Genomic DNA, 26579 nt, shown 5'->3' on the forward strand with positions numbered 1-26579 from the left:
CGCCATCCGTCCGGCACGTTCGCGAGGTTCCTTGCCCCACGCCCCCCTCCTCCGATTCACGGACGTGGTCCCCTTGCGGACCGAGGTCGCCGGCTGGCGCCGGGCCGGCGCGCGTGTGGTGCTGGTGCCCACCATGGGCGCCCTCCATGCGGGCCATCTCGCCCTGATGGCGCGGGCGCGCGCCCTCGGGCAGCGGGTGGTGGCGAGCGTCTTCGTCAACCCGACCCAGTTCGGCCCCCACGAGGATTTTTCGCGTTACCCGCGCGACACGGAGACGGACCTCGCCCTGCTCGCGGAGGCCGGCGTCGATGCGGCCTACCTGCCGGAGGTCTCAGGGATGTATCCGGAGCACTTCTCCACCCGGATCGAGGTCGAGGGGCTCACGGAGGGCCTGTGCGGCGCGTTTCGGCCGGGGCACTTCTCGGGTGTCGCCACGGTGGTGACGAAGCTCCTCAACCGGGTCCAGCCGGACCTCGCCCTGTTCGGCGAGAAGGATTTCCAGCAGCTCCTCGTGATCCGTCGCGCGGTGCGCGACCTCGACCTGCCCGTGGAGATCCAGGGCGTGCCGACCCTGCGGGAGACGGACGGACTCGCCCTGTCCTCGCGCAACCGCTACCTGGACGCCGACGAGCGGGCGCGGGCGCCACGCCTCCATGCCGTCCTGTCGCGCATCGCCGAGGGGCTCGCGGCGGGCGGGAACGCGGTCCCGCTCCTCGCCGAGGGGCACGCCGCCCTGACGGCGGCGGGCTTCGGCCCGGTCCAGTACCTCGAGGTCCGCGACGCCGAGACCCTGGCGCCCCTGGAGCGGGCCACGCGGCCCGCCCGGGTGCTGGCGGCGGCCTATCTCGGCCGCACGCGCCTCATCGACAACGTGCCCGTCGGTTAGCCCCGGCCGGCGCCGAGCGGGTTCGCCCGGAAGAAGTCGATCATCGCCCGCGAGGCGTCCGGCCCGCGCGGGTCGGTGTAGCTCCCCGCCGCGTTGCCGCCCGACCAGGCATGGCCGAGGCCGCGCACGATCCAGCCCTCCACCGCGACCCGGCCGTTGCCGTCCGCATAGCGGGTGCGGGTGTAGGGCAGGCCCCCCGGGCTCACCGCCTCGGCGGCCTCCGGGACCAGACCGTCGATGCCGGCCTGAGCCAGGGCCTGCTCGCCGTTGCGCAGGTTGACCGTGCCGTCGCTCTCGCCATGGAACACGATCGTGGGCACGCGGACCTCGGCGGCCGCGCAATCGCCGGCCGCCACCGGGCCGAGGCGCATGACGGTGAGGGCCGTCGAGACGTCGCGGGCGCAGCCGGCCGCGAGCCCGGAATGAATGCCCACCGCCGCGTAGAGATCGGGATAGGCCCGCGCGATGTTGACCGCCGCCGCCCCGCCCGCCGAGAGGCCGGCGATGTAGACCCGCGCGGGATCGACGCGGTGCTCGGCGATGATCGCGCGCGTCAGCCCGGCGATGATGCCGGCCTCGCCGGAATCGCGGCCCTGGTCGTTGGGCTGGAACCAGTTCCAGCAACGCTGGCCGTTGGCGCGGCCGGATTGGGCCGGGTAGGCCACGAGGAAGCCCTCGGCTTCGGCCAGGGCGTTCATGCCGGTGCCGGCGGCGAAATCGTCCGGCGACTGGGTGCAGCCATGCAGCAGCACCACGAGGGGCAGGTTCGGCCGGGCATCGCTGGGCACGAAGAGCTTGTAGTCCCGGCCGCCCGCCGCGTTGGAGAAGCTGTGCTCGGTGAAGTTGCCGCCCTCGGTGAGGGGGGCCCGCGCCTGGCTGAAGCCCGAGCCGGCCCCACCGAACGCTGCGCCGAGACCTGAACCGACACCCGCACCAAGGCCTTTCTGGAAGCCCGGCGCGAGTCCGCCGGCGCCGCCGCCGAGGCCCGGCACCGTGAGGCCGGCCTTGCCGAGAACGGGCGCGATGCCCCGCGTCACCGTCTCGACGACCTTGCGCAGCTTCTCGGGCAGGATCGCGGCGATGCCCGTCTCGTCGGCGTCACCCCTGGGCGAAGCCGTGCCACCGGGAGAGACCTTGGGGCCCGAGGAAACACGATCGCCCGAAGAGACCTTGTCCGCCGGGCGCTCGGGGGCCGGGCCGGTCTCGACCCGCTCGGCGACGAGGTCGATGGTGTTCGGGGCCTGCGCCGCGACGTCCCGGCCGCCGGCGGGCGCGGCCGCGTGCCCGCCGGTCAATCCGCGCTGGAGCAGGACCGTGGCGTCCTGCAGGCGCCCGGCCGCCGTGAGGCGGGTGGCCTCCATCATGTCGGCGAGGCGGTCCTGCATCCGGTTCTGGGAATCGGTCATGGCATTCGCTTTCGGGTTCGGCGCGAGGCCGATCCATGCGAGGTCGGGAACGCGGGGAGAAACGCTGTCAGAGAAGACGGTCGGCAAGGGCCGCCTTCACGGCGGGGGTCGCCTGGAGGCTGCCCATCACCTCGATGGACGCGATGGCGTCGCGGGCGAGTTCCGGGGTGACGTCGGGGGCGATGCTCGCGAGCCCCAGCACCCGGATGTCGAGGCGGATGCCGCTGGCGCGCGCCGCCTCGAGTTCCGCCCTGTCGTAGCGGCGCAACCCGAGTTCGACGCCCTTGCGGGCCACGGATTGACGCGTGACGTCGCCGTGGCGGGCGATCTGGTTGCGCACGGCGGTGCGGATGAAGTCGCTCCGGTTCGCGTAGACGCTCTCGGAGACGAGAAGATCGATATGGCCGAGATCCACGAAACCGAGGTTGATCGTCACCTTCTCGGTGTCACCGACCCGGATCGCTGCCTTCGGCTTGTCCACGAGATCGAACATCGGACCTTCCCACCACCATCCACCGGGATGGTATATGGGAGGCTTGCGCTGCGATGCAATATGAACTGAGTTGCATTGCAATATCGCACCCGGTCCCGCCGGGACGACCAACCGCGCGGCCGCCCGATGGTTCGGTGGTCACGATGCCGCCCCCTCCTCCCCGAGGTAATCCCGCCAGACGGGACTGGCCCCGAGCGTGCCGATGAAGGCCGCGTGCCGCGTCCGCTCGGCGTCCGTCAGGCGATGGCGCGCCGGTCGGGGTCCGGAGGCCCGGTTCTCCACGCCGCCCGCGACGGGGGCGAGCGGATCCTGGGCCTCGGCCATGGCGAGACCGAGGCTGGTCTGCTTGCCGCCGAGCAGTTCGACATAGACCTCCGCCAGGATCTGGGCGTCGAGCAGCGCCCCGTGCTTGGTGCGGCGGGTGGTGTCGATGCCGTAGCGCGAGCAGAGGGCGTCGAGGTTGTTGGCCGCGCCCGTGTGCTTGCGCCGGGCCAGTTGCAGGGTGTCGACCACGTCGGCGAGGTCGATGGGCGGCGGGGCGGCGGCGCCGAGCCGCGCATATTCCATGTTGAGGAAGCCGACGTCGAAGGGCGCGTTGTGGATCACCAGGGGTGCGTCGCCGCAGAAGTCGCGGAACGCATCCACGATGTCGGCAAAGAGCGGCTTGTCGGCCAGGAAGGCATCGGAGATGCCGTGCACCGCGAAGGCGCCCTGCGAGACCGGACGCGTCGGGTTGACGAACTGGTGGTAGGACCGGCCGGTCTGCACGTGGTTGATGAGTTCGACGCAGCCGATCTCGATCAGGCGGTCGCCGTTCTTGGCGTCGGTACCGGTGGTCTCGGTGTCGAGGACGATCTCGCGCAGCATCGATGCGGTCCTGGCGGGTTGGGTTCGCGCCACCGGACCATGCGCGCTCCTAAGATCGCGTCAAGGCGCGCCACCGGTCAGGGTCCGGACGATCGCCGCCACCTCCGCCTCCGCATGGGCGAAGCCGAGGCTGGTATCGAGCACGAAATCCGCCCGTGCCCGCTTCTCGGCGTCCGGCATCTGCTTGGCCCGGATCGCCTCGAAGGCCGCCGCATCCATGCCCGGTCGGGCCAGCACGCGGGCGCGCTGCACGTCCTCGGGCGCCGTGACCACCAGGACCCGGTCGCAGCGCGCCTGCGCGCCGGTCTCGAACAGCAGCGGGATGTCGAGGAGCACCAGGGCCGCGTCGGCGTGGCGGGCCAGGAAGTCACGCGCGGCCGCCTGCGCCAGGGGATGGACGAGGGCTTCCAGGGCCGCGAGGCGCTCGGGCGACCCGAGGACCGCGTCCCGCAGGCGCCCCCGGTCCACCGCGCCGTCCGGCGCCAGGGTTCCGGGAAAGGCCGATCCGATCCGGGGGGCGGCCGCGCCGCCGGCGGCGTAGAGGGCGTGCACGGCCGCATCCGCGTCGTGCACCGGCACGCCGTGGCGCGCGAACATCGCGGCCGTGGCGGATTTGCCCATGCCGATCGAGCCGGTGAGACCGAGGATGCGGGGGCGGCTCATGCCGTCAGATCCGCGACGATGCGGGCGCGCAGTTCCGGGGTGACGCGGGGGGTCACGCGGAACCAGCGGGCGAAGCCCGGCACCGCCTGGTGCAGCAGCATGCCGAGGCCGTCCACCGTTCTGAGGCCGCATGCCCGCGCGGCGGCGAGGAGCGGCGTCTCCAGGGGCGCGTAGACGATGTCGGCCACCGCCGCGTCGTCCGCCAGATCGAAGAGGTCGAGGTCGAGGGGCGGGTGCCCGACCATGCCGAGCGAGGTGGTGTTCACCAGCAGCCCCGTGCGGGCCATGGCGGCGGGCAGGTCGAGCCAGGTCACCGCCTCGACGCGGGCGGGATCGAGGGCCACCAGGGCCTCGGCGCGGGCGGGCGTGCGGTTGGCGACCCAGACCCGCGAGAGCCCGCGCTCCAGCAGGCCGACCACGATGGCGCGGGCAGCCCCCCCGGCCCCGAGCACCAGGGCGGTGCCGGCCCCCCGCTCGGTCCAGTCGAGGCCCAGGCTCTGGTCGAGATGGGCGATGAAACCCGGCGCGTCGGTGTTGTCGCCGCAGAGGCGCTCGGCGCCGTCGAAGAACAGGGTGTTGACCGCCCCGATCTTCTCCGCGCGCGGGGTGAGCGACTCGACCAGCCCGAACGCCGCCTCCTTGTGCGGGATCGTGACGTTGCCGCCGGCAAAGCCGTTCCTGCGCAGCTCGGCCAGAAATCCCGGAAACGCTTCGGGCGCCACGTCGACCCGCTCGTAGGTTCCTTCGATCCCGTGCTCGGCCAGCCAGTGGCCGTGGATCAGGGGCGAGCGGGAATGCGCGATGGGGTGTCCGACGACGAAGGCGCGAATCATGCCCGTGGCCCTCGCGGCCGGCGCCCCGAGGGGGATCCGCCGTACGGGGGGCGACGTGAAGGCGGGTGGAGACGGGGGCCGGCCGGCCGGGGCGTCGGGATCATACGGTGCAGTCTCCGGCGAGCGCGCAGGCGGGGCCGCCCGCCTCCTCCACCTGCAGGGTGGCGTGGCCGATGCCGAAGCGGGTCCGCAGCTCGTCGGCGGTGGCGATGAGGAAGCCGTTGCCCGGATGCCCCTGTCCCATCACCAGATGCGCGGTCAGGGCACTGTCGGTGGTGCTCATCGGCCAGATGTGGAGGTCGTGCAGGTCGCTCACGCCGGGCCGGCTCCGGAGATAGGCTCCCACCGCCGCCGGATCGATGCCGGGGGGCACCGCCGAGAGGGACATCACCACGCTGTCGCGCAGGAGCCCCCAGGTCGCCCAGACGATGAGGCCCGCGATGACCAGGCTGACCACGGGATCGATCCAGGCGACCCCCGTCAGCACGATGATCAGGCCCGTGACCACGACGCCCGCCGAGACGGCGGCATCGGCCAGCATGTGCAGGTAGGCGCCCCGGATGTTGATGTCGCTGCTGCCCGAGGCGAAGAGCCAGGCGGTGACGCCGTTGATGAGGATGCCGATGCCGGCCACCACCATCACGGTCAGGCCCGCCACCGGCTGCGGTTCGGGGGCGATCAGGCGGGCGACGGCCTCCCAGGCGATGGCGCCGGTGGCGAGCAGCAGGAACACCGCGTTGAACAGGGCGGCGAGGATCGAGGAGCCGCGCAGGCCGTAGGTGAAGCGCGGGGTCGGCGCGCGCTTGACCAGCACCGAGGCGATCCAGGCGACCATGAGGCCGAGCACGTCCGAGAGGTTGTGGCCGGCATCGGCCACCAGGGCCATGGAGTCGCTGGCGAAACCGTAGACCGCCTCGAGGATCACGAAGGCGATGTTGAGGGCGATGCCGATGGCGAAGGCGCGCCCGAAGGTGGCGGGCGCGTGGGAATGGCCGCCCCCGTGGCTGTGCCCGTGATGATCGTGGTGGTGATCGTGCGCGTGCTCATCCATTCCATCCGCCTCGGGTTCGACCCCCTCCCGCCCCCTTGCAGGGAGGGATCGAGGGTGGGGGTGGTTCCGCCGGCCTCCGAACGGTGAGGGTCACCCGACCCCCCCGACCTCCGCCAGGGGGAGGAGAGGCGCGCCAGGTTCGAAGGCCGCGGTGCCGGTATCCGGACGTCGAAGATAATTACCAGAAACTCGGCTTCACCGCGGCCAGGATCACGATCAGGATCATGAGGAGCGTCGGCACCTCGTTGATCACCCGGTAGAATTTATGGCCGCGCGTGTTCCGGTCGGCGGCGAAGTCCCGGACCATCCGGGCGAGCCAGCCGTGGATGCCGCTCATGGCCAGCACCAGGACGAACTTCGCCTGGAGCCAGCCGGCGGCGTAGTACCCGCTCATCCAGGCCAGGATCAGCCCGAACACCCAGGTGGCGATCATCGCAGGCGTCATGATCGCCTTGAGCAGGCGCCGCTCCATGACCTTGAAGGTCTCGGACTGGGCCGCCGCGTGCGGACCCGGCACCAGGGAGGCGTGATAGACGAACAGGCGGGGCAGGTAGAGCATCGCCGCCATCCAGGAGATGAGGGCGACGAGATGCCCGGCCTTGAGCCAGGGGTAGAGGCTGTCCAAGGGGTCAGCCCCGCAGGCGCGCGAGCATGCGCTCGACATGGGCGATCGGCGTCTGTGGGGTGATGCCGTGGCCGAGGTTGAAGATGTGCGGCAGGCCCTCGGTGGCCGCGAGCACCCCGTCGACCGCCGCGTCGAGGGCGGCGCCCCCCGCGATCAGGGTCTCGGGATGGACGTTGCCCTGCGTCACCGTGGTGGCGGGCACCCGGTCGCGCAGGGCTTTCAGATCCACCGACCAGTCGACGCCGACCGCGTCGGCCGCCGTCTCCGGCACCACGCGGGCATGGCCGTCGAGGCCCGAACCCCGCGCGAACACGATGATCCGCGCCCCCGGCACGCGGGCGCGCACCCCGGCGATCATCCGGGCAATGGGCTGGAGCGACCAGCGGGTCAGGGCGTCGCGCTCCGCGGGTTCAGGCAGCGCGCTCTCGGCGACCTCGTTGACGGCCTGCTCGGAGGGCTCGTCGGCGCCGCGCGCGTCGGGGAGCGAGCCCGCATGGGACTCGAAGATCTGCACCGCGTCCGCCCCGGCCTCGAGCTGGCGCACGAGGTACTCGGTCTGCACCGTGACGAGGCGGTCGATCAGCGCCTCCACCAGGGCGGTGTCCTGCCGGGCCAGGGCGCGGGAGGGTGCGAGGTCGGGCGTGCCGCGCCCGCCGATCATGTAGCTCGCCACCGTCCAGGGCGCGCCGCAGAAGCCGAGCAGCGTGGTCTCGTGGGGGAGTTCTGCCCGCAGGCGCCGCACCGTCTCGAAGACGGGCTCCAGGTGCGTGAAGATCGCCGGATCGCCGGCCTCGCGCAGGCGCTCGAATTCCGCCCGGCCCGCCATCGGGTTGAGGCGCGGCCCCTCCCCTTCCACGAAGCGCACGTCCTGGCCCAGCGCGTCCGGGATCACGAGGATGTCGGAGAACAGGATCGAGGCCTCGAAGCCGAAGCGCCGGATCGGCTGAAGCGTCACCTCGGTGGCGAAGTCCGGGTTGTAGCAGAGGTCGAGGAAGGAGCCCGCCTTGGCGCGGACCTCCCGGTACTCGGGAAGGTAGCGCCCGGCCTGCCGCATCATCCAGGCGGGGGGACGGGCTTGCGCCTCGCCCGCGAGAACCCGCAGGACCGTACGGTCCCGTGAAGGATCCCGGCTCGCAACACCCTGGCTCATCCGATCTCCCGACGTCCCGTTCCCTGAGGCCGGTATGTAGCACCGAAGCCCCGGATGTCTGCCTCCCGAAACAGGTCCGCCGTTCGAAAACCCTTCGTCCGGTCCGGTGCCGGATCGGCGCGCGGCCTTCATCCCCACACCGGCCTTCTAAAAGGAAAGAAAGATTCTAGGACTCTGTTTTTTCTTTTTAGGGGGGTCCGATGCGGGAGCAAAAAACCGTCCACAGGGCGTCCCCGCCGCCACGACGTTAAGCAGGCTTTAATGGATTGGGTCCAATGTCCCCGATAGGCGATGGGATACAGTGCCTTGCGTGCGCCTGCCGGGCTCGGCGCGCCCATCGGTCCCGGATTCTCCCAAAACCGCGCCGGAACGGCGCCGGTCGGCGCGCGTGTTGACGCCAGAGTCGACAAGTCGGGGCGGACATCCGCTGGACCCTCAAGCGAAGCCGGCTTATCCACCCTTATCGACTCCCCTGACCGTGCCCCGGTGGACAAGGCCGCGACCGGTCTGGCCCGCGAGGCCGGAGGAGACTGCCTCTCGATGAGCCGTAGCTATTTCCATCTGCACCTCGTCTCGGATTCCACCGGCGAGACGCTCATCAACGTCGGCCGCGCGGCCGCCGCCCAGTACGAGGGGGTCTCGGCCATCGAGCACGTCTATCCCCTGGTGCGCTCCGGGCCGCAGCTGGAGCGGGTGATCTCCGAGATCGAGGCGGCGCCCGGCCTCGTGCTCTACACCCTGGTGGGGCACGACCTCACCGAGCGGCTGGAGGCGGCCTGCCGGGAGACCGGCTCGCCCTGCCTCTCGGTGCTCCAGCCCGTGCACGCCCTGCTGCAATCCTATCTCGGCGCGGATTCGACCGCCCGGCCGGGCGCGCAGCACATGCTCAACGCGGAGTACTTCAAGCGCATCGACGCGATGAACTTCACGCTGCTGCACGACGACGGCAACCTGCCGCCCGACGTGAACGAGGCCGACGTCATCCTCATCGGCGTCAGTCGCACCTCGAAGACGCCCACCGCGATCTATCTCGCCAATCGCGGCCTGAAGACCGCGAACTTTCCCCTGGTGCCCGGCATGCCGCTGCCGGAAAGCCTGGAGACCGCGCGAAAGCCCCTCCTCGTCGGCCTGCTCGCCAGCCCCGAGCGCATCGTGCAGATCCGCCAGAACCGGCTCCTCAGCCTGAAGGCGGACGATTCCTCCCTTTATGTCGATCGCAGCGCGGTGGCCGACGAGATCGCCGCCTGCCGACGGCTCTGCGCCAAGCACCGCTGGCCGACCATCGACGTCACCCGCCGCTCCATCGAGGAGACGGCGGCCGCCATCGTCGACCTGCATCGCGAGCACCGCCTCAAGTTCATCGCCTCCTGAAAACCGGGGCTCCCCATGACCACCATTCTCTGGCGCGGGGCCCGGCCCCTCCTCCTCGCCTCCACCAGCCCGACCCGGCGCGGCCTCCTCGAAGGGGCGGGGTTCTCGGTCGAGACCGCGGCGCCGGGGGTGGACGAGCGCGCGGTGGAGGCGGCCTGCGCCGGGCTGGTGCCCGAAGCCCTGGCCGAACGCCTGGCGGAGGCGAAGGCCGGTGCCGTCGCCGCGCGGCATTCCGATCGCGTCGTCATCGGCGCGGATCAGGTGCTCGCCTGCGAGGGCACGCTGTTCCACAAGCCGGCGGACCTCGCCTCGGCCCGCGACCAGATCGCCGCCCTCGCCGGGCGCACCCACGCCCTGCATGCGGCGGTTTCCCTCGCCATCGACGGCAGCATCGTCGAGACCTTCGTGGAGACGGCGCACCTCACGATGCGGCGGCTCGATGCGCGCCAGATCGCGGCCTACGTGGCGCTCGCGGGTGCCGACAAGGTCCGGGCCAGCGTCGGCGGCTATCAGCTCGAAGGCCTCGGCATCCACCTGTTCTCGGAGATCGCGGGCGACCATTCGACCATCCTCGGCCTGCCGCTGCTGCCGCTCCTGGCCCGGCTGCGGGACCGGGGGCTCCTCGGCTTCTGACGCTCCACCGACCCCGCGAGGCCCGCCATGACCGTCACCGTCCGCCCGCTCCTCGGTGCCCTGCTTGCGGGCGCCGTCCTCCTGGCGGCGGCTCCGGCCTCGGCCGCGAGCTTTGCCTGCGACAAGGCCGAGACCCCCGACGAGAAGGCGATCTGCGCGCATCTCCCTCTCAACGACCTCGACGTGGAGATGGCGACCCGCTTCGAGATCCTGCGCGCGATGCTGCCGATGGGCGGCAACGCCAAGCTGCGGGAGGACCAGGAGACCTGGCTGACCGAGCGCCGCGCCTGCGGTGCGGAGGTCGCCTGCCTGAAGCAATCCTACGAGGCGCGGCTCAAGGTCCTGCGGGCGGTGTTTTCGGAGTTCGCCAAGCAGGGGCCGCTTTAGTCGCAGCCTCCCCGGCGCGGGGAAAGGGACGCGCCCTCGTTCGTTGGAAAGGGTTCCCCCCTACCCCAGCCGGCTCAGCAACCGGTCCATCAGCGGGTTGTCCGGCGTGAAGGCGTAATCGAGCTTGCGCACGTTCACCGCGCCCGCCCCGGCCTTCACCAGCGCGTCGGCGAGATCGAAGACCGCGTCGACGGGGCAGTGCAGCACCATCTCGCCGCCGCGGGCCTCGGGGGCGCCGTAGGGCAGCTCGGCATCGTGCAGGGCGGCGATGCCGGCGAGATCGATGTCGCCGTCATCCGGCATGGCGGCGCGGATCTCGCGGGTGGTGCGGGCGCGCTCCTCCGCCTGGATGCGGCCGAGCACGGCGCGCAGGGCCCGGCGCGGCGCCTCGCCCCAGGGCGCGTTCAGGGAGGCGACGAGGTTCGCCTCCGAGCGCAGGATGACCCCGTCCTCCAGGATCTTCAGGGCGTTGGCGGCGAGCGTCGCCCCCGTGGTGGTGATGTCCACGATGATCTCGGCCGAGCCCGCCGCCGGCGCGCCCTCGGTGGCCCCGAGACTCTCCACGATGCGGTAATCCGCGACCCCGTGCTCGGCGAAGAACCGGCGGGTGAGGTTGATGTACTTCGTGGCGATGCGCAGGCGCTGGCCGTGGCGCACCCGCATCTCGGCGGCGACCTCGTCGAGGTCGCTCATGGCGCGCACATCGATCCAGGCCTGGGGCACGGCCACCACCACCGTCGCCTGGCCGAAGCCGAGCGCCGTGAGCAGTTCCACCTGCCCGCGCGCGTCGGGCAGCGACTCGCGGATCAGGTCCTCGCCGGTGATGCCGAGATGGGCCGCCCCGCTCGCGAGCTGTGCCGCGATCTCGGAGGCCGAGAGGTAGCGCACCTCGACGCCGGGCACGCCCACGAGCTTTCCGCGATAGTCGCGCGCTCCGGTGTTCTGCGCGAGCTTGAGGCCGGCGCGGGCGAAGAAGGCCGCCGCGTTCTCCTGCAGCCGCCCCTTGGAGGGGACCGCGAGGACGAGGGATTCCGGTTCAGCCATGGGCCGCGTCCTTCGGGTTCAGGGCATCCGGGTTCAGGGCATCCGGGTTCGAGGCCTCCGGGTTCGGGGTCTCCACCCGCGAGGCGAGCCGCGAGAGCCAGACGGCGCAGCCGACGGCGGGCACCGGCACGGGGCTCCCGAGGTGCTGGAGCAGGCCGTCGTAGCGCCCTCCCCCCACCAGGGGGAGCGTCGCCCCCGGCGCCGTGCCCTCGAAGATGAAGCCGGTGTAGTAGTCGAGGTTGCGCGCGAGGCCGCCCGAGAAGCGGAAGCGCTCCACGGGCAGGCCCCGCGCGGCCATGAAGCCGGTGCGCTCCTCGAACAGGTCGAGGGCCGCATCGAGGGGCGGGTGGTCGAGGCCGGCGTCGCGGGCGAGATCCCGCACGGCGGCGGCGGCCGCGTCCGGATCGCCCGCGATGGCCCGGTAGCGTTCGATCACCGCCCGGTTCTCGGGGTTGAGCCCGGATCCGCCGCTCGCCTGCGCGGCGGCCTTGGCGAGGAAGCGCTCGGCGATCTCGCCGGCACTCCGGCCGCCGACGCGGGAGATCCCAGCGATGGAGAGCACGTCCTCCACGAAGGCGCGCACGCCCTGTGGATCCTGGCCCTGGATCGCGGCGAGCAGCCCCGCATGCGGGTCCTCCGTGCGCAGCCCGTTGGTGACCGCGTCGAGGGAGCGTCCGGCCGCCAGCGCCCGCAGGGTCCGGCGCTTGGCGGTGGGCGGCACGGCCAGCGCGTCGAGCAGCGTGTCGATGAGGCCCATATCCCCGAGCCGGACCGCCACCTCGCCGACGCCCATCAGGGCGAGGCCGTCGAGGGCGAGCCCGATCACCTCCGCGTCAGCGGCGGGCGTGTCGGTGCGCCCGATCGACTCGATGCCGGCCTGCAGGAACTCGTCCGGCTCGTCGGCGGCGAGCCGGAAGACGGGTCCGAGATAGCTGTAATCGGCGGTCCGCGGCGCGGCCTTGGAGGCGTGCGCGAGATGGTGGCGGCAGACGGGGATCGTGAATTCCGGGCGCAGGCAGAGTTCGCTGCCCGAGGCGTCCTGCGTCACGAAGATGCGCCGGCGGATGTCCTCGCCCGACAATTCGAGGAACGGCTCCACCGGCTGCAGCACCGGCGGCGTCACGAGGCCGTAGCCGGCGCCCTGGAAATGGTCGAGCAGGCGCAGGTGATCCTGCGATCGTTCGCCCGCGGTGCCCCCGCCTGCCTCCGGTCTCGTCATGGTCTCGCCTGCCGCCTCGTCGGGGTGTTTCGAGCCGCGCCCGATCGCGGGGCGATCCGGGGCGGCTCTAAGTCTCTGTTATCACGCGCGCTCTCGCGCCGAACCGGCAGCCACCTCGGCGCAGTGCGCTCTAGTACCAACAGGCCCCGCGCTTGGCGATGGCTCAGGCCCCGGGGGCCGGGACCCAACCCTGCAATTCGCGCCGGACGACGTTCTCGATCACCCGCATGCCGAGGTCGCTGTCGTTGAGGCAGGGAATGTAGGCGAAGTGCTCGCCGCCATTGTCCTCGAAGTAGTGGCGGTTCTCGCCGTCGAGCTCCTCCAGGGTTTCGAGGCAGTCGGCGGTGAAGCCCGGGGCCACGATCGCCATGCGCTTGACGCCGCTTTTGGCCAGTTCCTGCACGGTCTCGTCGGTGTAGGGGCGCAGCCATTCCTCGTTGCCGAAGCGCGACTGGAAGGTGGTGCGCATCTTGTCCGTCGAGAAGCCGAGCGCCTCGCGGATCAGGCGCCCGGTCTTCACGCACTGGCAGTGATAGGGGTCGCCCTTGAGGAGGTAGCTCTTGGGCACCCCGTGGAACGAGGTCAGGATCACCTCCGGCTCGAAGTCGAGCTTGGCCAGCCCCTCGCGGATCGAGGTCGCCATCGCCTCGATGTAGACGGGATCGTCGTGGTAGGGGGCCGAGACGCGCACGGTGGGCTGCCAGCGCATCTGCATCAGGGCCTTGAAGGCCTGGTCGCAGGCGGTGGCCGAGGTCGCGGCGGCGTATTGCGGATAGAGCGGCACCAGCAGGATGCGGTCGCAGCCCTGGTCGAGGAGCGCCTGGAGGCGCAGGGCGACCTCCGGCTTGCCGTAGCGCATGGCCCAGTCGACCACCACGGAATCGCCCATCGCCGCCTGCAGCCGCTCGGCCTGGCCCCGGGTGATGGTCTTCAGCGGGCCCTCGTCGCGCTCGTTGTTCCAGACGCTCGCATAGTCGCGGCCCTTCGGCCCCGGGCGCTTGGTCAGGATGACGAGGTTGAGCAGCGGCCACCAGATCAGGCGCGGCACCTCGATGACCCGGCGGTCGGAGAGGAATTCCTTGAGGTAGCGGCGCATCGGCCAGTAGCTCGTGCCCTCCGGCGTGCCGAGGTTCATCAGGAGCACGCCGACGCGGCCCCAGCGCACGGGCGGGTGTTCGGCCGGGAGAGGGCCGTGTCCGGGGGCCTTGAGCGACAGGCCACCCTGCGGGGACGGCGGTGCGACGCGTTCGTTCATCGGGTTTCCGTATCGCTCCCGTGAGGGAGCGCCTGAGGTCGGCGGGCCAGAAGCGGGTTCGGGACAGGTTGTGTCCCGGGGGATATCTATCTAGAGCACGGAGCCTTCCAGCGACCTCGCGATGGATGAAGGCGCGACATGCCGTCTCCCCGGTACTTCTTCAACCACTTCATGCCCTTCACGGGGTATCCCTATACGGGGGCGCCGACCTCCTGCAATCTCTGCGGATCGTCGGATTCCGTGACGATCGCCGAGAGCGACCGTCGCCTGAAGCGGCTCAAATCCATCGCCTGCACCCAGTGCGGACTGATTCGCACCGACCCGATGCCGACCCCGGCGGAACTGGCGGATTACTATGCCACGGCCTACCGGGCCGATTACCAGCTCGCCTTCGCGGGCGGTCCGCCCCGCGTCCACCTCAAGCGCTCGGCCCGCGAGGCCGCCGGCCGCGCCGAATTGCTGGCGCCCAAGCTGAAGCCCGGCGCCCGCGTCCTCGATTTCGGCTCGGGGTCCGGCGAGTTCCTGGCCGAGGCCCGCGCCCGGGGCTGCGAGGCCATCGGCGTCGAGCCGGGGCGGGACTACGCCAGCTACGCCCGTACGCATCACGGCGTCGAGGTGCTGGACGATGCCGACGACGAGCGCTTCCCGAAGGCGCATTTCGACGTCATCACCACCCGCCACGTGCTGGAGCACCTGCGCGACCCGGCCGACGTGATGGAGCGCCTGTCCCGCTGGCTCAAGCCCGACGGCGTGCTCTTCGCCGCCGTGCCCGACATGGCCACCACCGGAAAGCCGCCGCACGAGCGCTTCCACTTCGCCCATGTCCACGGCTTCGTGCGCGAGACCTTCGACCTCACCGCCCGCCGGGCCGGCCTCGTGCCCCACCCGGATTACCCGCGCGAGAACACCACGGTGGTCTATGCCAAGACCGACGCGCCGCCGGTGGCGCTCGCCTGCCCCGGCCTCGCCGCACGCCTGGCCGTGGACCTGAAGCCGATGCCACCGGCGGTCTTCCTCGCCTCCGGCGCCTGGCTCTGGCCCATGGTCCGTCGCAACGCCAAGGCCGTGCGCGACACCTTCGTGTCGCGCTGACGGTGCCGGTCGACCCGGCCGGCGCTCCCCGGAGCGTCGGGAACATGACCCTGGCGTGACAGCCGGACGCGAGCTTCGCGCGCCCCGTCCCGGCTGTCGTAGCGCCTTCGTGAACCACACCTTAGAACAGCCTGAGCGTAGGGGCGGCACCCGGCCGCCCGGCCCCCGTCGAGACCGCTTCCATGTCGCGCCCCAACCGCCGTCAGACCCTCGGTTTCGGTCTTGGAGCGGGGCTCGCCCTCGGCGCGGGCGGCGCCGAGGCCGCGCCGGCCCCGACGCCCGATCCCACCTTCACCCTGCTCCTCGTCAACGACCTCTACCAGATGTCCGAGGTCGACGGCCGGGGCGGCTTCGCGCGGCTGGCCGCCATCGTGAAGGCCGAACGGGCGCGCGGCGTGCCGATGCTCTACGCCCATGCGGGCGACACGCTCTCGCCCTCGCTGATGTCGGGGTTCGATCGCGGCGCGCACATCGTCGAACTCCTCAACATCGCGCCCCCGGACGTGTTCGTGCCGGGCAACCACGAGTTCGACTTCGGGCCCGCGATCTTCCTGCGGCGCATGGACGAGGCGACGTTCCCGGTGCTCGCCGCCAACCTGCGCGACGGGCGGGGTCAGCTCCTCCCGGGCCTGCGCGACCGCATGGTGGTGACGCTCGGCGGCCTGCGCGTCGGCGTGGTGGGGATCGCGCTCGCGAGCACGCCGGAGAAGTCGCAGGCCGGCGACCTGCGCTTCGGACCCGAGATCGAGGCGCTGTCCCGCGAGGTGCAGGCCCTGCGCGCCGAGGGCGTCGACCTCGTGGTGGGGGTCTGCCACACCGACCGGGCCACCGACGACGCCATCGTGGCCGCGCGCCTCGTGGACATCCTGCTCTCGGGCCACGACCACGACCTCGTGCTGCGCTACGACGGCCAGACCGCCATGGTCGAATCGAGCTTCGACGCCCATTACGTCACGGCGATCGACATCACCGCGAGCGTCGGTGGCACCGGCAAGGACCGCCGCGTGGCCTGGCGCCCGAGCTTCCGGGTGCACGACTCGGCGACGGTCACCCCGGACCCGGAGACCCTGGCGCTGGTGCGGCGCTTCGAGACCCGTCTGTCGAGCGAACTCGACGTGCCGGTGGGGACGATCCGCGCGCCGCTGGACAGCCGGATCGCCTCGGTGCGGGTCCGGGAAGCGAGCTTCGGCAGCCTCGTCGCCGATGCGATGCGGGCCGCGACGGGCGCCGAGATCGCCCTGATGAATGGCGGCGGCATCCGGGGCAACCGGTTCTATCCGGCCGAGACCACCCTGACCCGCCGCGATGTCCTCACCGAACTGCCCTTCGGCAACTCCCTGGTGACGGTCTCGCTGACGGGTGCGCAGATCCGGCGCCTGCTCGAAGGGACGCTCGCCGATTGGGGCCGCCCGGCCGGACGCTTTCCCCATGTCTCCGGCCTCGTCCTCACCGTCGATCCCGGCGCGCCGGTGGGTTCGCGGATCGTCGCCATGACGGTGGCGGGGGCAGCGCTGGAGCCGGACCGGACCTACACCGTGGCGGCGAACAACTTCCTCTACGATGGCGGCAACGGCTACGGCGAACTCGCCCGGGGCCGGACCCTGGTGGGCCGCACCGACGGACAACTCGTGGCCAACGCGGTCATGGCCTATATCCAGGCCCACGCGCCGCTCCCGGCCCCCGCCGAAGGGCGCATCCTGGTCCGCTGATGCCCGACGCCCCCGTCGCCGACGCCCTCGCCCGGTTCAAACGCTCCGGTTCGCCCTGGCTCGTCCTGCCGTTCTTCGCGGACGGCGCCGCCGAGGCGGTGGCCGCCAAGGTGGATGCCCGTATCGCGGCGGGGGCCACCGTGCTGCCGGCGCCCGCCGACATCTTCAACGCCCTCACCCTGACTCCGCTCGATCGCGTGAAGGTCGTCATCCTCGGCCAAGATCCCTACCCGACCCCCGGCGACGCCAACGGCCTCGCCTTCTCGTATGTCGGCCCGCGCCGGCTGCCCGCCTCCCTCAAGGTGATCCTGGCCGAGCTGACCGAGCCCGCCGCGAAGCCCGCCTCGGGCGACCTGACCCCCTGGGCCCGGCAGGGCGTCCTCCTCCTCAACGCCGCCCTCACGGTGGAGGCCGGCAAGGCCGGCGCGCACCTGCGCCTCGGCTGGTCGGCCCTCACGGATCAGGCGGTGGCGGCGGTCTCCGCCCGTGCCGAGCCCGCGGTCTTCCTGCTCTGGGGGGCGCAGGCGCGGTCCCGCGCCGCCCTCGTCGACACCGGGCGGCACGGCGTGATCGAGACGGGCCATCCCTCTCCCCTCAATCGCGCCCGGGACTTTCCGGGCTCGCGCCCCTTCGACGCCGCCAATGCCTGGCTGGAGGCGCGGGGCCTCACCCCCATCGACTGGCGCCTCGGCTGATCCCGTCGCGCGGTGCCGGGCGGAAGCCCCGATGCGCCCTCAGCGGGGAAATCGACCGATCTGGGATGAGGCGATCGGTTTGACGACGCGTCGCCTCGATCTATGTCAGGCCTCGAAGCGGAGCCTAAGAATCCGCGACCGAGGAAACACCAACCATGTCTCTGCGTCTCATGCTGGCCGCGTGCCTCCTGTTGCCGGTCTCGGCCCAGGCCCAGATCCGCAACGCGCCCTCGCCCCGCGCCCTGGAATTCTCCGCCTACATCTTCGCGGCCTCCAACGTGTGCGGATACCGCATCGGCACCGAGGAGTTCGACGGGCTGCTGGAGAAGCAGAACGTGCGCGCCGCCGATGTCGGACCGCGCGGTCCGTTCGGGGGCCGCGTGCAGACCATGTTCGCGCTGATGTCCAACCAGATGCAGCTCAACCGCGAGAAGGCCTGTCTGGCGGTCGCCGGCGAGTACGGCCCCGAGGGTACCATTCACAAGAACGTCCTGTTGCCGGCGCCCGGCATCGATGCCCCGGCCCCGGGTGATGTAAAGCCGGCGCAATAAATTACTTTCCATTTGAAATGAAACGGGTGTGCGGGGCTGTAGGGCGCGACGGGGTGACGGAGAAGGAGCCTGTCGTCCCATGATCCAGGGACAGCCCCGCCCCGCAGTCGCGTTTCCGCCCCGGATCCCCTATATCGGAGCCATTCCGGTCCGAAGGTTATCCCCGATCATGGCGACGGCGTCGTTCGACACCGCCCGGCGCGACACGAGCGCCGTTCCCGCAATTGAGAAGCTGCCCGAGTTCGAGCCGCAGACGCCGCCGCTCGGGCGCGCTTCCCTCGTGGGGCTCACCCGTGAGCAGTTGAAAGCCCGGCTCGGCGCTATCGGCGTCTCCGAGCGCGAGCAGCGCATGCGCTCCGGCCAGATCTGGCACTGGCTCAACGTGCGCGGCGCCAAGGCCTTCGACGAGATGACCAATGTCGGCAAGGGCCTGAAGGCCCAGCTGGCGGACGCCTACACCCTCGACCGGCCGGAGGTGATCACCGAGCAGGTCTCGCGGGACGGCACCCGCAAGTGGCTGATGCGCATGGCCCCCACGGGCAAGCACGACCACAATCGCGGCGCCGAGATCGAGTGCGTCTACATTCCGGGGCGCGGGCGCGGCACCCTCTGCGTCTCGAGCCAGGTCGGCTGCACCCTGACCTGCTCGTTCTGCCACACCGGCACCCAGCGCCTCGTGCGCAACCTGACGGCGGCCGAAATCACCGCGCAGGTCGTGGTGGCCCGCGACCATCTCAACGACTGGGCCGGGCAGAACCCCACCGCCCCGGGCGAGGACGAGACCCGGCGCAAGGTCACCAACATCGTGTTCATGGGCATGGGTGAGCCTCTCTACAATCTCGACAACGTCGTGGACGCGGTCGGGGTGATGGCCGACCAGGAGGGGCTGGGCCTCTCCCGCCGCCGGATCACGGTCTCGACCTCCGGCGTCGTGCCGCAGATGCAGCGCCTCGGCGACGAGGCCCACGCCATGCTGGCGATCTCGCTCCACGCGGTGCGCGACGACCTGCGCGACACCCTCGTGCCCCTGAACCGGAAGTATCCGCTCGCCGAACTGCTCGCGGCCTGCCGCGCCTATCCGGGCCTCAACAACGCCCGGCGCATCACCTTCGAGTACGTGATGCTGAAGGGCATCAACGACACGGACGCGGATGCCCGCGAACTCGTGCGCCTGCTCAAGGGGATCCCGGCCAAGATCAACCTGATCCCGTTCAACCCCTGGCCGGGCAGCGTCTACGAATGCTCGGATTGGGAGCGGATCGAACGCTTCTCGGAGATTGTCTACGAGGCCGGCTACGCCTCGCCGGTGCGCACCCCGCGCGGGCGCGACATCCTGGCGGCCTGCGGCCAGCTCAAGAGCGAGACCGAGAAGCTGCGCGCCCGCGCCCGGATGATGCTGGAGGACGGCATCGGCGCCGAGGGCGTCTATGCGGGTGCCGACGACGGCGACGAAGACTGACGGGCGGGTGCGCTTCCTCGGGCACCTCTTCGTCGCGGGCCTCGCGCTGATCCTGGCGATCCCGTGCGGGGCCGCCGTGCTCGCCTTCGGGGCGATGCTCGATCCGGCCACCAGCGAGACCCTCTCGCGCCTCGGCCTCGTCGGGCTGTTCTCGGGGCTCGAGGACCTCGCCTCGGGGATCGGTCCCGAGACCCTGCTCTTCGCGCTGGCCGCTCTCGCCCGCGCGCTGTTCGTGCTCCTCGTGGTGCCGCCCGTCCTCGTGGCGGTCCTCGGCGGCGCCCTGAACTGGCGCGCCGCCACCTGGTACGGGGCCGGCACCGGACTCCTCACCGCCGGGGTGCCCTGGTTCGCGCGGGGTCTGGCGCGGACCGGGCCGAGCCCCGACGCCCTGATGCTGGAGGGCCGCATCACCGCCGTGCTGTTCCTCACCGGCGCGGCTTCGGGCCTCGTCTACTGGCTGATCGCCGGCCGGCATTCCGGCGCCCCGTCCCCCCCCGATACCGGACGCGCCTGATCCCATGCGGCTCACCCTCCTGCGCACCCTCGCCCTGGTTCTGGCCGCCACGGGGCCGGGCCTCGCGCAGGGGGTGCCCGAGCCGCCCCCGATCCAGTCCGACGATGCACGCCTGCTCCCGGTGCTGGGCGCCCACGGCATGGTCTCCTCGCAGGAGGCGCAGGCCACCCGGGTCGGCGTCGAGATCCTGAAGGCGGGCGGAAACGCCATCGACGCCGCCGTGGCGGTGGGCTTCGCGCTGGCCGTGACGTTGCCGCGCGCGGGCAACCTCGGCGGCGGCGGCTTCATGATGATCCACCGCGCGGGCGGCGACGAGACCATCGCCCTCGATTACCGCGAGACCGCCCCGGCCGCCGCCCGCTCGGACATGTTCCTCGACGCGAAGGGCGAGCCCGACCGCGCCGCCTCCACCCGCACCGGCAAGGCGGTGGGCGTACCCGGCACCGTGCGGGGTCTCGCCGAGGCGCACCGCCTCTACGGCTCGGGCCGCTTCGCGCTCGCCGACCTGATCGCCCCGGCGGAGAAACTCGCCCGCACGGGCATCCCGGTGGAATCGGGTCTGGCCGACTCGCTGCCCCGCGCCGCCGGCCTGCTCGGCCGCTGGCCCGCCTCGCGAAAGATCTTCTTTGCCGGTGAGCGACCCCTGCAGCGCGGCGAGCGGCTGGTCCAGGCGGATCTGGCCGAGACGCTGGCGGCCATCGCCAAATCCGGCCCCGACGCCTTCCACACCGGGCCCATCGCCGAGCGCATCGCCGCCGCCGTGCGCGAGGCCGGCGGCGTGATGACGGCCGAGGATCTCGCCGCCTACCGCCCGGTGATCCGCGAGCCCGTGCGGGGCAACTACCGGGGTTACGCCATCGCCTCGATGCCGCCCCCGAGCTCGGGCGGCATCCACCTCCTCGAGATCCTCAACGTGCTGGAAGGCTTCGACCTCGCCCGCATGGGCGCCGGCAGCGCGGAGGCGCTCCATATCCTGGCCGAGGCGATGAAGCCGGCCTATGCCGACCGTGCGACCTGGCTCGGCGACCCGGCCCGCACGCAGGTACCGGTGGAGGGGCTGATCGCCAAGCCCTATGCCGAGACCCTGCGCGCCGCCATCGATCCCGCCCGCGCCCGGCCCGCCGCCGAGGTCAAGGCCGGCGATCCCCTGCCCTTCGAATCCGACCAGACCACGCATTTCTCCGTGGTGGACGCGGAGGGCAACGCGGTGGCGAACACCACCACCCTGAACTTCTCCTACGGGCTCGGCCTCGTGGCCGAGGGCACCGGCGTGCTCCTGAACAACGAGATGGACGATTTCTCGGCCAAGCCCGGCGCCCTCAACGCCTACGGCCTCGTCGGCAGCGTGGCGAATGCGGTGGCGCCCGGCGCCCGGCCGCTCTCCTCCATGACCCCCGCCTTCGTGTTCCGGGACGGCCGGCTCGTGCTGGTGACGGGCAGCCCGGGCGGCAGCCGCATCATCTCGACGGTGCTGCAGGTCATCGTCAACCTCATCGATTTCCGCATGAACCTCGCCGAGGCGGTGGCCGCGCCGCGCATCCACCACCAGTGGCAACCGGACGTGCTGATGGCCGAAGAGGGCCTTTCGCCCGACACCCTGGCGCTGCTCCGGGCGCGCGGCCACCGGATCAAGGTGGGGGCGACCTCCGGCTCGGCCAATTCGATCCAGGCCGCCGACGGCCTGCTCGCCGGGGCGGCCGACCCACGCCAGCGCGGGACGCTGGCCGACGGTTACTGAGCGAAGCGGATCGACCGGAGCGCTGACGAGACCTGGGCGATCCGCCGGCTCGGATGGCCTGCGGCGGCGGCCCGCGCTACAGGGGAAACGGGTCGCGCCCCGTTCCGGGCTGTCTCCTCCGGGTTCCCGATGCTCATCGTTCGTTCGCTCGCGTTCAATCTCGCTTTCTATGTCGCCACCACGATCATCGCGATCGGCGGCCTGCCGACCCTGCTGTCCCGGCGGGCGGTGATCCGCCTCGCGCAGCTCTGGGGCGGCGTCACCCTGTGGCTCCTGCGGGTGGTGGGCGGCATCACCGTGGAGTTCCGGGGCGTGGAGAACATTCCCCCCGGCCCCCTCCTGGTGGCGGCCAAGCACCAGTCGGCGCTGGAGACCCTCGCCCTCGTCACGGCCTTCCCGGATTTCGCCTACATCCTGAAGCGCGAACTCCTCTGGATCCCGCTGATCGGCTGGTATCTCTCCCGCTCCGGCATGGTGGCCATCGACCGGAGCAAGGGCGCCCGGGCGATGAGCGCCATGAACGAGGCCGCCGCCGATGCGATCCGCGACGGCCGCCAGCTCATCATCTTCCCCGAAGGCACCCGTCGTGCGCCCTGGGCGCCCCCCGCCTACAAACTCGGCATCACCCACCTCTACGCCGCCCTCGGCGTGCCCTGCCTGCCGGTCGCCCTCAACACCGGCCTGCACTGGCCGCGCCGCCGGCTGGTGCGCCGCCCCGGGACCTCGGTGATCGAGTTCCTGGCCCCGATCGCTCCGGGCCTGGAGCGGGCCCGCTTCCTCGAAGTGGTGCAGGAGCGGATCGAGACCGCCTCGAACAGCCTCCTGGCCGCCGGACGCGCCGAACTCGCCGCAGGGGGACACGCCGTTCCGGACGCCGCTCCGGGGGCGGAGCGCAGCGGCTCGCGCGTCGTCTGAGCGCGCCGCGGCGGGACGCGAACGAAGCCGTGGACCCCCAATGGGACGCCACCCCCGCAGGCCGTCCGCGACGCGCCCGGCGCAGGTGTCGCGCGGCTGTCCGGCTTGTGGATAACTCCGTTCATCCCCATCTATCGGAGACGCGGGGCGTCGTCCTTGACGCCAACGAAACGTTAAGATTAATGTGGAACAAATGGCGAACAAGAGAGCCCTGTCCTGGTCGGCCGCGCTTCGCGACCTGAAGGACGATCGAGCACGGAGACAGGAAGTGCGCGAGGAACGCCTGAGGACGACGGCCGGGCTGCGCGGTACCCCAGCCCTGGTGCTGAGTGCCTGGCGCGGCCGCTCCGGCCGCCGCTACGTGGTCGGCATTCACGAACTCGCCGAGCCCGAGCTCGACGACATGGGCGAGGCCGTGGTGATGGCGGTGCGCCGCGACGCCTCGGGCGTGGGTGAGCTGATTTCGGTGGCCTCCGCCGGGCAGAGCCCGCGCGAGCGCCTGCACCGCAACTGGATCGCCCGTGCCCGTCACAAGGGCGCCACCGAGATGCACGTCCACCGCCTGGCCGAGGACGAGGCCGAGCGCGAGGCGATCGTCGCCGATCTCGGTTCCGAGCAGAAGGCCGACGCCGCGAACTGATCGCGGCGTCTCGAACGCCCGACCGCCCTCGCCTCACGATCCCGCCGTGAGGATCCCGGAAGCGCCCGAATCGCGGCTCGCCATCCTTTCGCCGTCGAGACCCTGCCAAGCCTGTGATCGGGACGCCCTTCCCCGGGCTGCCATGCCCCGTCACGAGCGCAGGATACGAACACCCGATGGCGCAGAGCCCGACCCCGGCCCGTTCCCCTTCGCGCAAGGGGTTGTTCCTCCCCTACATCCTGCTCGGCACTCTGGTGGTCGCGTGGTCCGCCGGGTGGTTCTACATCCGTCATCGGGCCGCCTCCGAGATGGATGCCTGGCTCGCGCGGGAGCAGGCCGCCGGGCGGACCTGGACCTGCGCCGACCGCTCCATCACCGGCTATCCCTTCCGGATCGAGCTGCGCTGCGCCGCCCTAGCCTTCGCGCGCACCGACAGCCGCTTCACCCTCGGGCCGGTGACGGCGGTGGTGCAGGTCTATCAGCCGCGCCAGGGCATCCTGGAAGTCGGCGGCCCGTTCCACGTGGAACAGGGCGACCTCACGGCGGATGCGGACTGGACCGCCCTGAAGGGAAGCTTCCACGGCGCGTCGGACGGTTTCGTCCGGGCCTCCCTGGTGGCCGACGGTGCAAAGGGCAGCGTGCACGGCGCGGGCGAGGCGCCGATCGCGTTCGCGACCCAGCACCTCGAACTTCATGCCCGTCCGACGCCGGGCCGCTTCGAATCGGACGGCGCCGTCGATACCAGCCTCCGGGTGACCCGGATCCAGCTCCCGCTGGCCGATGCGGCGCTCGGCAACACCGATCCGGCCGATCTCGCACTGGACACCACGATCAATCGCGCCACCACCCTGCAGACCGGTCCGGTGGCCCAGGAACTCGACGCGTGGCGCCAGGCGGGCGGAAGCCTCAACCTCACGCTCCTGTCGTTGGCCAAGGGTGAGCGCCGATTGCAGGCGAAGGGCTCCCTCGACCTCGACGCCGCGCATCGGCCCCAGGGTCAGCTCGAACTGCGCGCGGCCGGCGTCGAGGCCCTGGTCGCCCAGGTGATGGGCCAGCGCTTCGGGGCCGAGAAGGGGGCGCTCCTCGGCAATCTCGTCGGGCAGTTGCTGAACCGGCGCAACCCGGCCGGCGCCGAGGGGAGCGCGCCGGCGCAGGGCGACGCCGCCCTGAAGGCGCTGCCGCCGCTGCGCCTCGCCGAGGGACGCCTGATGCTCGGCCCGTTCCCGATCCCGAGCGTGCAACTCCCCCCGCTCTACTGAGCGCGGTGTCCCGTCAGGGCGTCGGCTCGCTCGGGCGACCGCGCCCGAAATCGGCCTCCGCCGTCTCCTGGCCCATGGCCACGATGCCCCGGCGGATGGCGCGGGTGCGGGTGAAGAGCTCGTGGAGCGCGTCGCCGTCGTCCCAGCGGATCGCGCGGGCGAGGGCCGCGAGATCCTCGTTGAAGCGCCCCAGCATCTCCAGCACCGCGTCCTTGTTGGTCAGGAACACGTCCCGCCACATGGTCGGGTCGGAGGCCGCGATGCGGGTGAAATCGCGAAAGCCGCCGGCGGAGAACTTGATCACCTCGGATTGCGTCACCGCCTCCAGGTCGGCGGCGGTGCCGACGATGTTGTAGGCGATGAGGTGCGGCACGTGGCTGGTGATCGCCAGGACGAGGTCGTGATGCTCCGGCGTCATCGTCTCGACGATGGCGTTGAGGCCCTCCCAGAAACGCTGGACCCGGGCGGTCGCCTCCGGGTCCGTGCCTTCGGTGGGCGTGAGGATGCACCAGCGCCCCGAGAACAGGGTCGAGAACCCGGCATCCGGCCCGGAATACTCGGTGCCCGCCACGGGGTGCGCGGGCACGAAGGCCACGCCCTCGGGGAGGTGCGGCGCCACCGCCGCGACCACCGAGGCCTTGACCGAGCCGACATCGGACACGATGGCGCCGGCCTTCAGGTGCGGGCCCATCAGTGCCGCGACCGCGCCCACCGTCCCCACCGGCACGCACAGGATGACGAGGTCGGCCCCGCCCACGCCCGTCGCGATGTCGTCGGTGACCGTGTCGGCGAGGTTGAGGGCGCGCACCCGCTCCAGCACGCCGGCATCCCGGTCGATGGCGACGATGTGCCGGGCAAGCCCGTAATGCCGGGCGCCGCGCGCGATCGAGGATCCGATCAGCCCGAGGCCGACGATGGCGAGGGTGTCGAGGTCAGGCACCGGGCGCGTCCTGCACGAAAGCGGTGAGCGCGTCGAGGAAGGCGGTGTTCGCCGCCTCCCCACCGACGGTGACGCGCAGGGCGTCGGGCAGCCCGTAGGACGAGACCCGCCGGGTGATGACGCCCCGCGCCGTGAGGAAGGCGTCGGCTTCGGCGGCCGAGCGGCCGGGCGCGTCGGGGAAGTGCACGAGGAGGAAGTTCGCCACGCTCGGCGTCACGGTCAGGCCGAGGCCGCGCACGGCCTCCGTCATCGCGGCGAGCCAGGTGTCGTTGTGGGCGACCGCCGCCGCCACGTGCGCGTCGTCCGCGATGGCGGCCGCCCCCGCCGCGATCCCGGCGCCCGACAGGTTGAACGGCCCCCGGATGCGGTTGACCGCATCCGCCACTTCCAAGGGCGCCACCATCCAGCCGATGCGCAGGGCGGCGAGACCGTGGATCTTCGAGAAGGTGCGGGTCATCACGACGTTGTTGGCCTCGAGCACGAGGTCGAGGCCCGAGGCGTAGTCGTTCGCCCGCACGTACTCGGCGTAAGCGCCGTCGAGGACGAGGAGCACGTGCGGCGGCAGGCCCGCATGCAGGCGCCGCACCTCGTCGAAGGGCAGGTAGGTGCCGGTCGGGTTGTTGGGATTGGCGAGGTAGACGATCTTGGTGCGCGGCGTGACGGCGGCGAGCAGGGCATCGACGTCGGCGCGCAGGTCCCGCTCCTTCACCACCACGGGCGTACCCCCGGCGGCCAGGATCGCGATCCGGTAGACCAGGAATCCGTGTTCGGTGAAGATGCCCTCGTCGCCGGCGCCGAGATACGCGTAGGCGAGGAAGGACAGGAGCTCGTCCGAGCCCGCGCCGCAGACGATGCGCGCCGGATCGAGGCCGTAGCGGGCCGCGATGGCCTCGCGCAGGCGCGCCGAGGTGCCGTCCGGATAGAGTTCGAGCTTGGCGGCCTCCGCCTTCATCGCCGCCACCGCCTTCGGACTCGGACCCAGGGGCGTCTCGTTCGAGGAGAGCTTGTGCACCTTCAGGCCCGGGGCGCCGCTCTTGCCGGGCACGTAGGCCTCGATGGCGAGAACGCCGGGGCGGGGCACCGGGCGTGAGGGAGCGAGGGGGGCAGAGGACATGGGAACGGGCCAATCGAGGTGCGAAGCGCCCGTCTAACAAAGCTCGCCCGGCTTTGCGAGCAGGCGCGCC

Annotated in this window: 27 protein-coding genes; 14 read left to right on the forward strand and 13 right to left on the reverse strand. The window is 71.7% G+C overall.

Features of this window, described 5'->3' with window-relative positions:
* The first annotated feature begins 31 nt into the window (after positions 1-31).
* Positions 32-886: a pantoate--beta-alanine ligase gene (gene panC / locus OF380_RS07990; RefSeq protein WP_264050239.1), complete on the forward strand. Its 855-nt coding sequence runs from the start codon at positions 32-34 to the stop codon at positions 884-886.
* On the opposite strand, the gene OF380_RS07995 is transcribed toward panC, so the two are convergent.
* The 8 genes from OF380_RS07995 to OF380_RS08030 all read right to left on the reverse strand — a co-directional run bounded on the left by OF380_RS07995 (position 883) and on the right by OF380_RS08030 (position 7974).
* On the reverse strand, positions 883-2292 hold the full coding sequence (locus OF380_RS07995) for an extracellular catalytic domain type 1 short-chain-length polyhydroxyalkanoate depolymerase (RefSeq protein ID WP_264050240.1): 1410 nt from the start codon (positions 2290-2292) through the stop codon (positions 883-885). The two genes, panC and OF380_RS07995, sit on opposite strands and share 4 nt — an antisense overlap.
* 67 nt (positions 2293-2359) lie before the next feature.
* Positions 2360-2785 (reverse strand): CopG family transcriptional regulator, encoded by a 426-nt coding sequence (locus OF380_RS08000; RefSeq protein WP_264050241.1) that lies wholly within the window; start codon positions 2783-2785, stop codon positions 2360-2362.
* Positions 2786-2923: 138 nt separating this feature from the next.
* Positions 2924-3652 (reverse strand): DNA polymerase III subunit epsilon, encoded by a 729-nt coding sequence (gene dnaQ, locus OF380_RS08005; RefSeq protein WP_264050242.1) that lies wholly within the window; start codon positions 3650-3652, stop codon positions 2924-2926.
* A gap of 60 nt (positions 3653-3712) precedes the next feature.
* Positions 3713-4315 (reverse strand): dephospho-CoA kinase, encoded by a 603-nt coding sequence (gene coaE, locus OF380_RS08010; protein ID WP_264050243.1) that lies wholly within the window; start codon positions 4313-4315, stop codon positions 3713-3715.
* A complete protein-coding gene (locus OF380_RS08015; protein ID WP_264050245.1) occupies positions 4312-5148 on the reverse strand; it encodes a shikimate dehydrogenase in 837 nt (278 codons plus the stop codon). The genes coaE and OF380_RS08015 overlap by 4 nt, the downstream gene beginning before the upstream one ends.
* 100 nt (positions 5149-5248) lie before the next feature.
* The gene (locus OF380_RS08020) at positions 5249-6199 is read right to left on the reverse strand and encodes a cation diffusion facilitator family transporter (RefSeq protein WP_264050247.1); all 951 of its coding nucleotides are present in this window, start codon (positions 6197-6199) and stop codon (positions 5249-5251) included.
* Between the two features lie 178 nt (positions 6200-6377).
* Positions 6378-6767, reverse strand: coding sequence for a CopD family protein (locus tag OF380_RS08025; RefSeq protein WP_404810604.1), 390 nt, complete (start codon positions 6765-6767; stop codon positions 6378-6380).
* Positions 6768-6828: 61 nt separating this feature from the next.
* Positions 6829-7974: a uroporphyrinogen decarboxylase gene (locus tag OF380_RS08030; protein WP_264050249.1), complete on the reverse strand. Its 1146-nt coding sequence runs from the start codon at positions 7972-7974 to the stop codon at positions 6829-6831.
* A 540-nt stretch (positions 7975-8514) separates the two neighbouring features.
* Here OF380_RS08030 and OF380_RS08035 point away from each other — a divergent pair.
* The 3 genes from OF380_RS08035 to OF380_RS08045 are packed head-to-tail and all read left to right on the forward strand — an operon-like array spanning position 8515 to position 10365.
* Positions 8515-9345 (forward strand): pyruvate, water dikinase regulatory protein, encoded by an 831-nt coding sequence (locus OF380_RS08035; protein ID WP_264050250.1) that lies wholly within the window; start codon positions 8515-8517, stop codon positions 9343-9345.
* Positions 9346-9360: 15 nt separating this feature from the next.
* Positions 9361-9978: a Maf family protein gene (locus tag OF380_RS08040; RefSeq protein ID WP_264050251.1), complete on the forward strand. Its 618-nt coding sequence runs from the start codon at positions 9361-9363 to the stop codon at positions 9976-9978.
* A gap of 27 nt (positions 9979-10005) precedes the next feature.
* Positions 10006-10365 (forward strand): lysozyme inhibitor LprI family protein, encoded by a 360-nt coding sequence (locus OF380_RS08045; protein WP_264050252.1) that lies wholly within the window; start codon positions 10006-10008, stop codon positions 10363-10365.
* Between the two features lie 60 nt (positions 10366-10425).
* Here the strand turns inward: OF380_RS08045 and hisG are convergent, their stop codons facing one another.
* From hisG to hemH, 3 genes are all read right to left on the reverse strand, one after another.
* Complete coding sequence (hisG, locus tag OF380_RS08050) at positions 10426-11409, reverse strand: ATP phosphoribosyltransferase (protein ID WP_264050253.1); 984 nt, start codon at positions 11407-11409, stop codon at positions 10426-10428.
* Entirely contained in the window at positions 11402-12628 is a 1227-nt protein-coding gene (locus OF380_RS08055) for an ATP phosphoribosyltransferase regulatory subunit (protein WP_264050254.1), read from the reverse strand. Before OF380_RS08055 ends, hisG begins: the two co-directional genes overlap by 8 nt.
* A gap of 163 nt (positions 12629-12791) precedes the next feature.
* A complete protein-coding gene (gene hemH / locus OF380_RS08060) occupies positions 12792-13883 on the reverse strand; it encodes a ferrochelatase (protein WP_264050255.1) in 1092 nt (363 codons plus the stop codon).
* 138 nt (positions 13884-14021) lie between these two features.
* Here hemH and OF380_RS08065 point away from each other — a divergent pair, with 138 nt between their 5' ends.
* From OF380_RS08065 to OF380_RS08110, 10 genes are all read left to right on the forward strand, one after another.
* On the forward strand, positions 14022-14975 hold the full coding sequence (locus OF380_RS08065; RefSeq protein WP_264050256.1) for a class I SAM-dependent methyltransferase: 954 nt from the start codon (positions 14022-14024) through the stop codon (positions 14973-14975).
* A 182-nt stretch (positions 14976-15157) separates the two neighbouring features.
* Positions 15158-16684, forward strand: a complete 1527-nt coding sequence (locus OF380_RS08070) for a bifunctional metallophosphatase/5'-nucleotidase (RefSeq protein ID WP_264050257.1) — start codon at positions 15158-15160, stop codon at positions 16682-16684.
* Positions 16684-17379, forward strand: coding sequence for a uracil-DNA glycosylase (locus tag OF380_RS08075; protein ID WP_264050258.1), 696 nt, complete (start codon positions 16684-16686; stop codon positions 17377-17379). Before OF380_RS08070 ends, OF380_RS08075 begins: the two co-directional genes overlap by 1 nt.
* A 155-nt stretch (positions 17380-17534) precedes the next feature.
* Positions 17535-17930 (forward strand): hypothetical protein, encoded by a 396-nt coding sequence (locus tag OF380_RS08080; protein ID WP_264050259.1) that lies wholly within the window; start codon positions 17535-17537, stop codon positions 17928-17930.
* 169 nt (positions 17931-18099) lie between these two features.
* On the forward strand, positions 18100-19389 hold the full coding sequence (gene rlmN, locus OF380_RS08085; RefSeq protein WP_264050260.1) for a 23S rRNA (adenine(2503)-C(2))-methyltransferase RlmN: 1290 nt from the start codon (positions 18100-18102) through the stop codon (positions 19387-19389).
* Positions 19358-19903 carry a hypothetical protein gene (locus OF380_RS08090; protein WP_264050261.1) on the forward strand — a complete coding sequence of 182 codons (546 nt, stop codon included), beginning with the start codon at positions 19358-19360 and terminating at the stop codon, positions 19901-19903. Before rlmN ends, OF380_RS08090 begins: the two co-directional genes overlap by 32 nt.
* A gap of 4 nt (positions 19904-19907) precedes the next feature.
* The gene (gene ggt, locus OF380_RS08095) at positions 19908-21641 is read left to right on the forward strand and encodes a gamma-glutamyltransferase (protein ID WP_264050262.1); all 1734 of its coding nucleotides are present in this window, start codon (positions 19908-19910) and stop codon (positions 21639-21641) included.
* A 129-nt stretch (positions 21642-21770) separates the two neighbouring features.
* Positions 21771-22556, forward strand: coding sequence for a lysophospholipid acyltransferase family protein (locus tag OF380_RS08100; RefSeq protein WP_264050263.1), 786 nt, complete (start codon positions 21771-21773; stop codon positions 22554-22556).
* Between the two features lie 193 nt (positions 22557-22749).
* Positions 22750-23196: a hypothetical protein gene (locus tag OF380_RS08105; protein WP_264050264.1), complete on the forward strand. Its 447-nt coding sequence runs from the start codon at positions 22750-22752 to the stop codon at positions 23194-23196.
* 176 nt (positions 23197-23372) lie between these two features.
* Positions 23373-24455 (forward strand): DUF2125 domain-containing protein, encoded by a 1083-nt coding sequence (locus OF380_RS08110; protein WP_264050265.1) that lies wholly within the window; start codon positions 23373-23375, stop codon positions 24453-24455.
* 13 nt (positions 24456-24468) lie between these two features.
* On the opposite strand, the gene OF380_RS08115 is transcribed toward OF380_RS08110, so the two are convergent.
* Complete coding sequence (locus OF380_RS08115; RefSeq protein WP_264050266.1) at positions 24469-25395, reverse strand: prephenate/arogenate dehydrogenase family protein; 927 nt, start codon at positions 25393-25395, stop codon at positions 24469-24471.
* Positions 25388-26509 carry a pyridoxal phosphate-dependent aminotransferase gene (locus OF380_RS08120; RefSeq protein WP_264050267.1) on the reverse strand — a complete coding sequence of 374 codons (1122 nt, stop codon included), beginning with the start codon at positions 26507-26509 and terminating at the stop codon, positions 25388-25390. Before OF380_RS08120 ends, OF380_RS08115 begins: the two co-directional genes overlap by 8 nt.
* Positions 26510-26579 lie beyond the last annotated feature (70 nt).

Origin of the sequence: Methylobacterium sp. FF17 (genome assembly GCF_025813715.1) — a bacterium.
Lineage (GTDB): Bacteria > Pseudomonadota > Alphaproteobacteria > Rhizobiales > Beijerinckiaceae > Methylobacterium > Methylobacterium flocculans.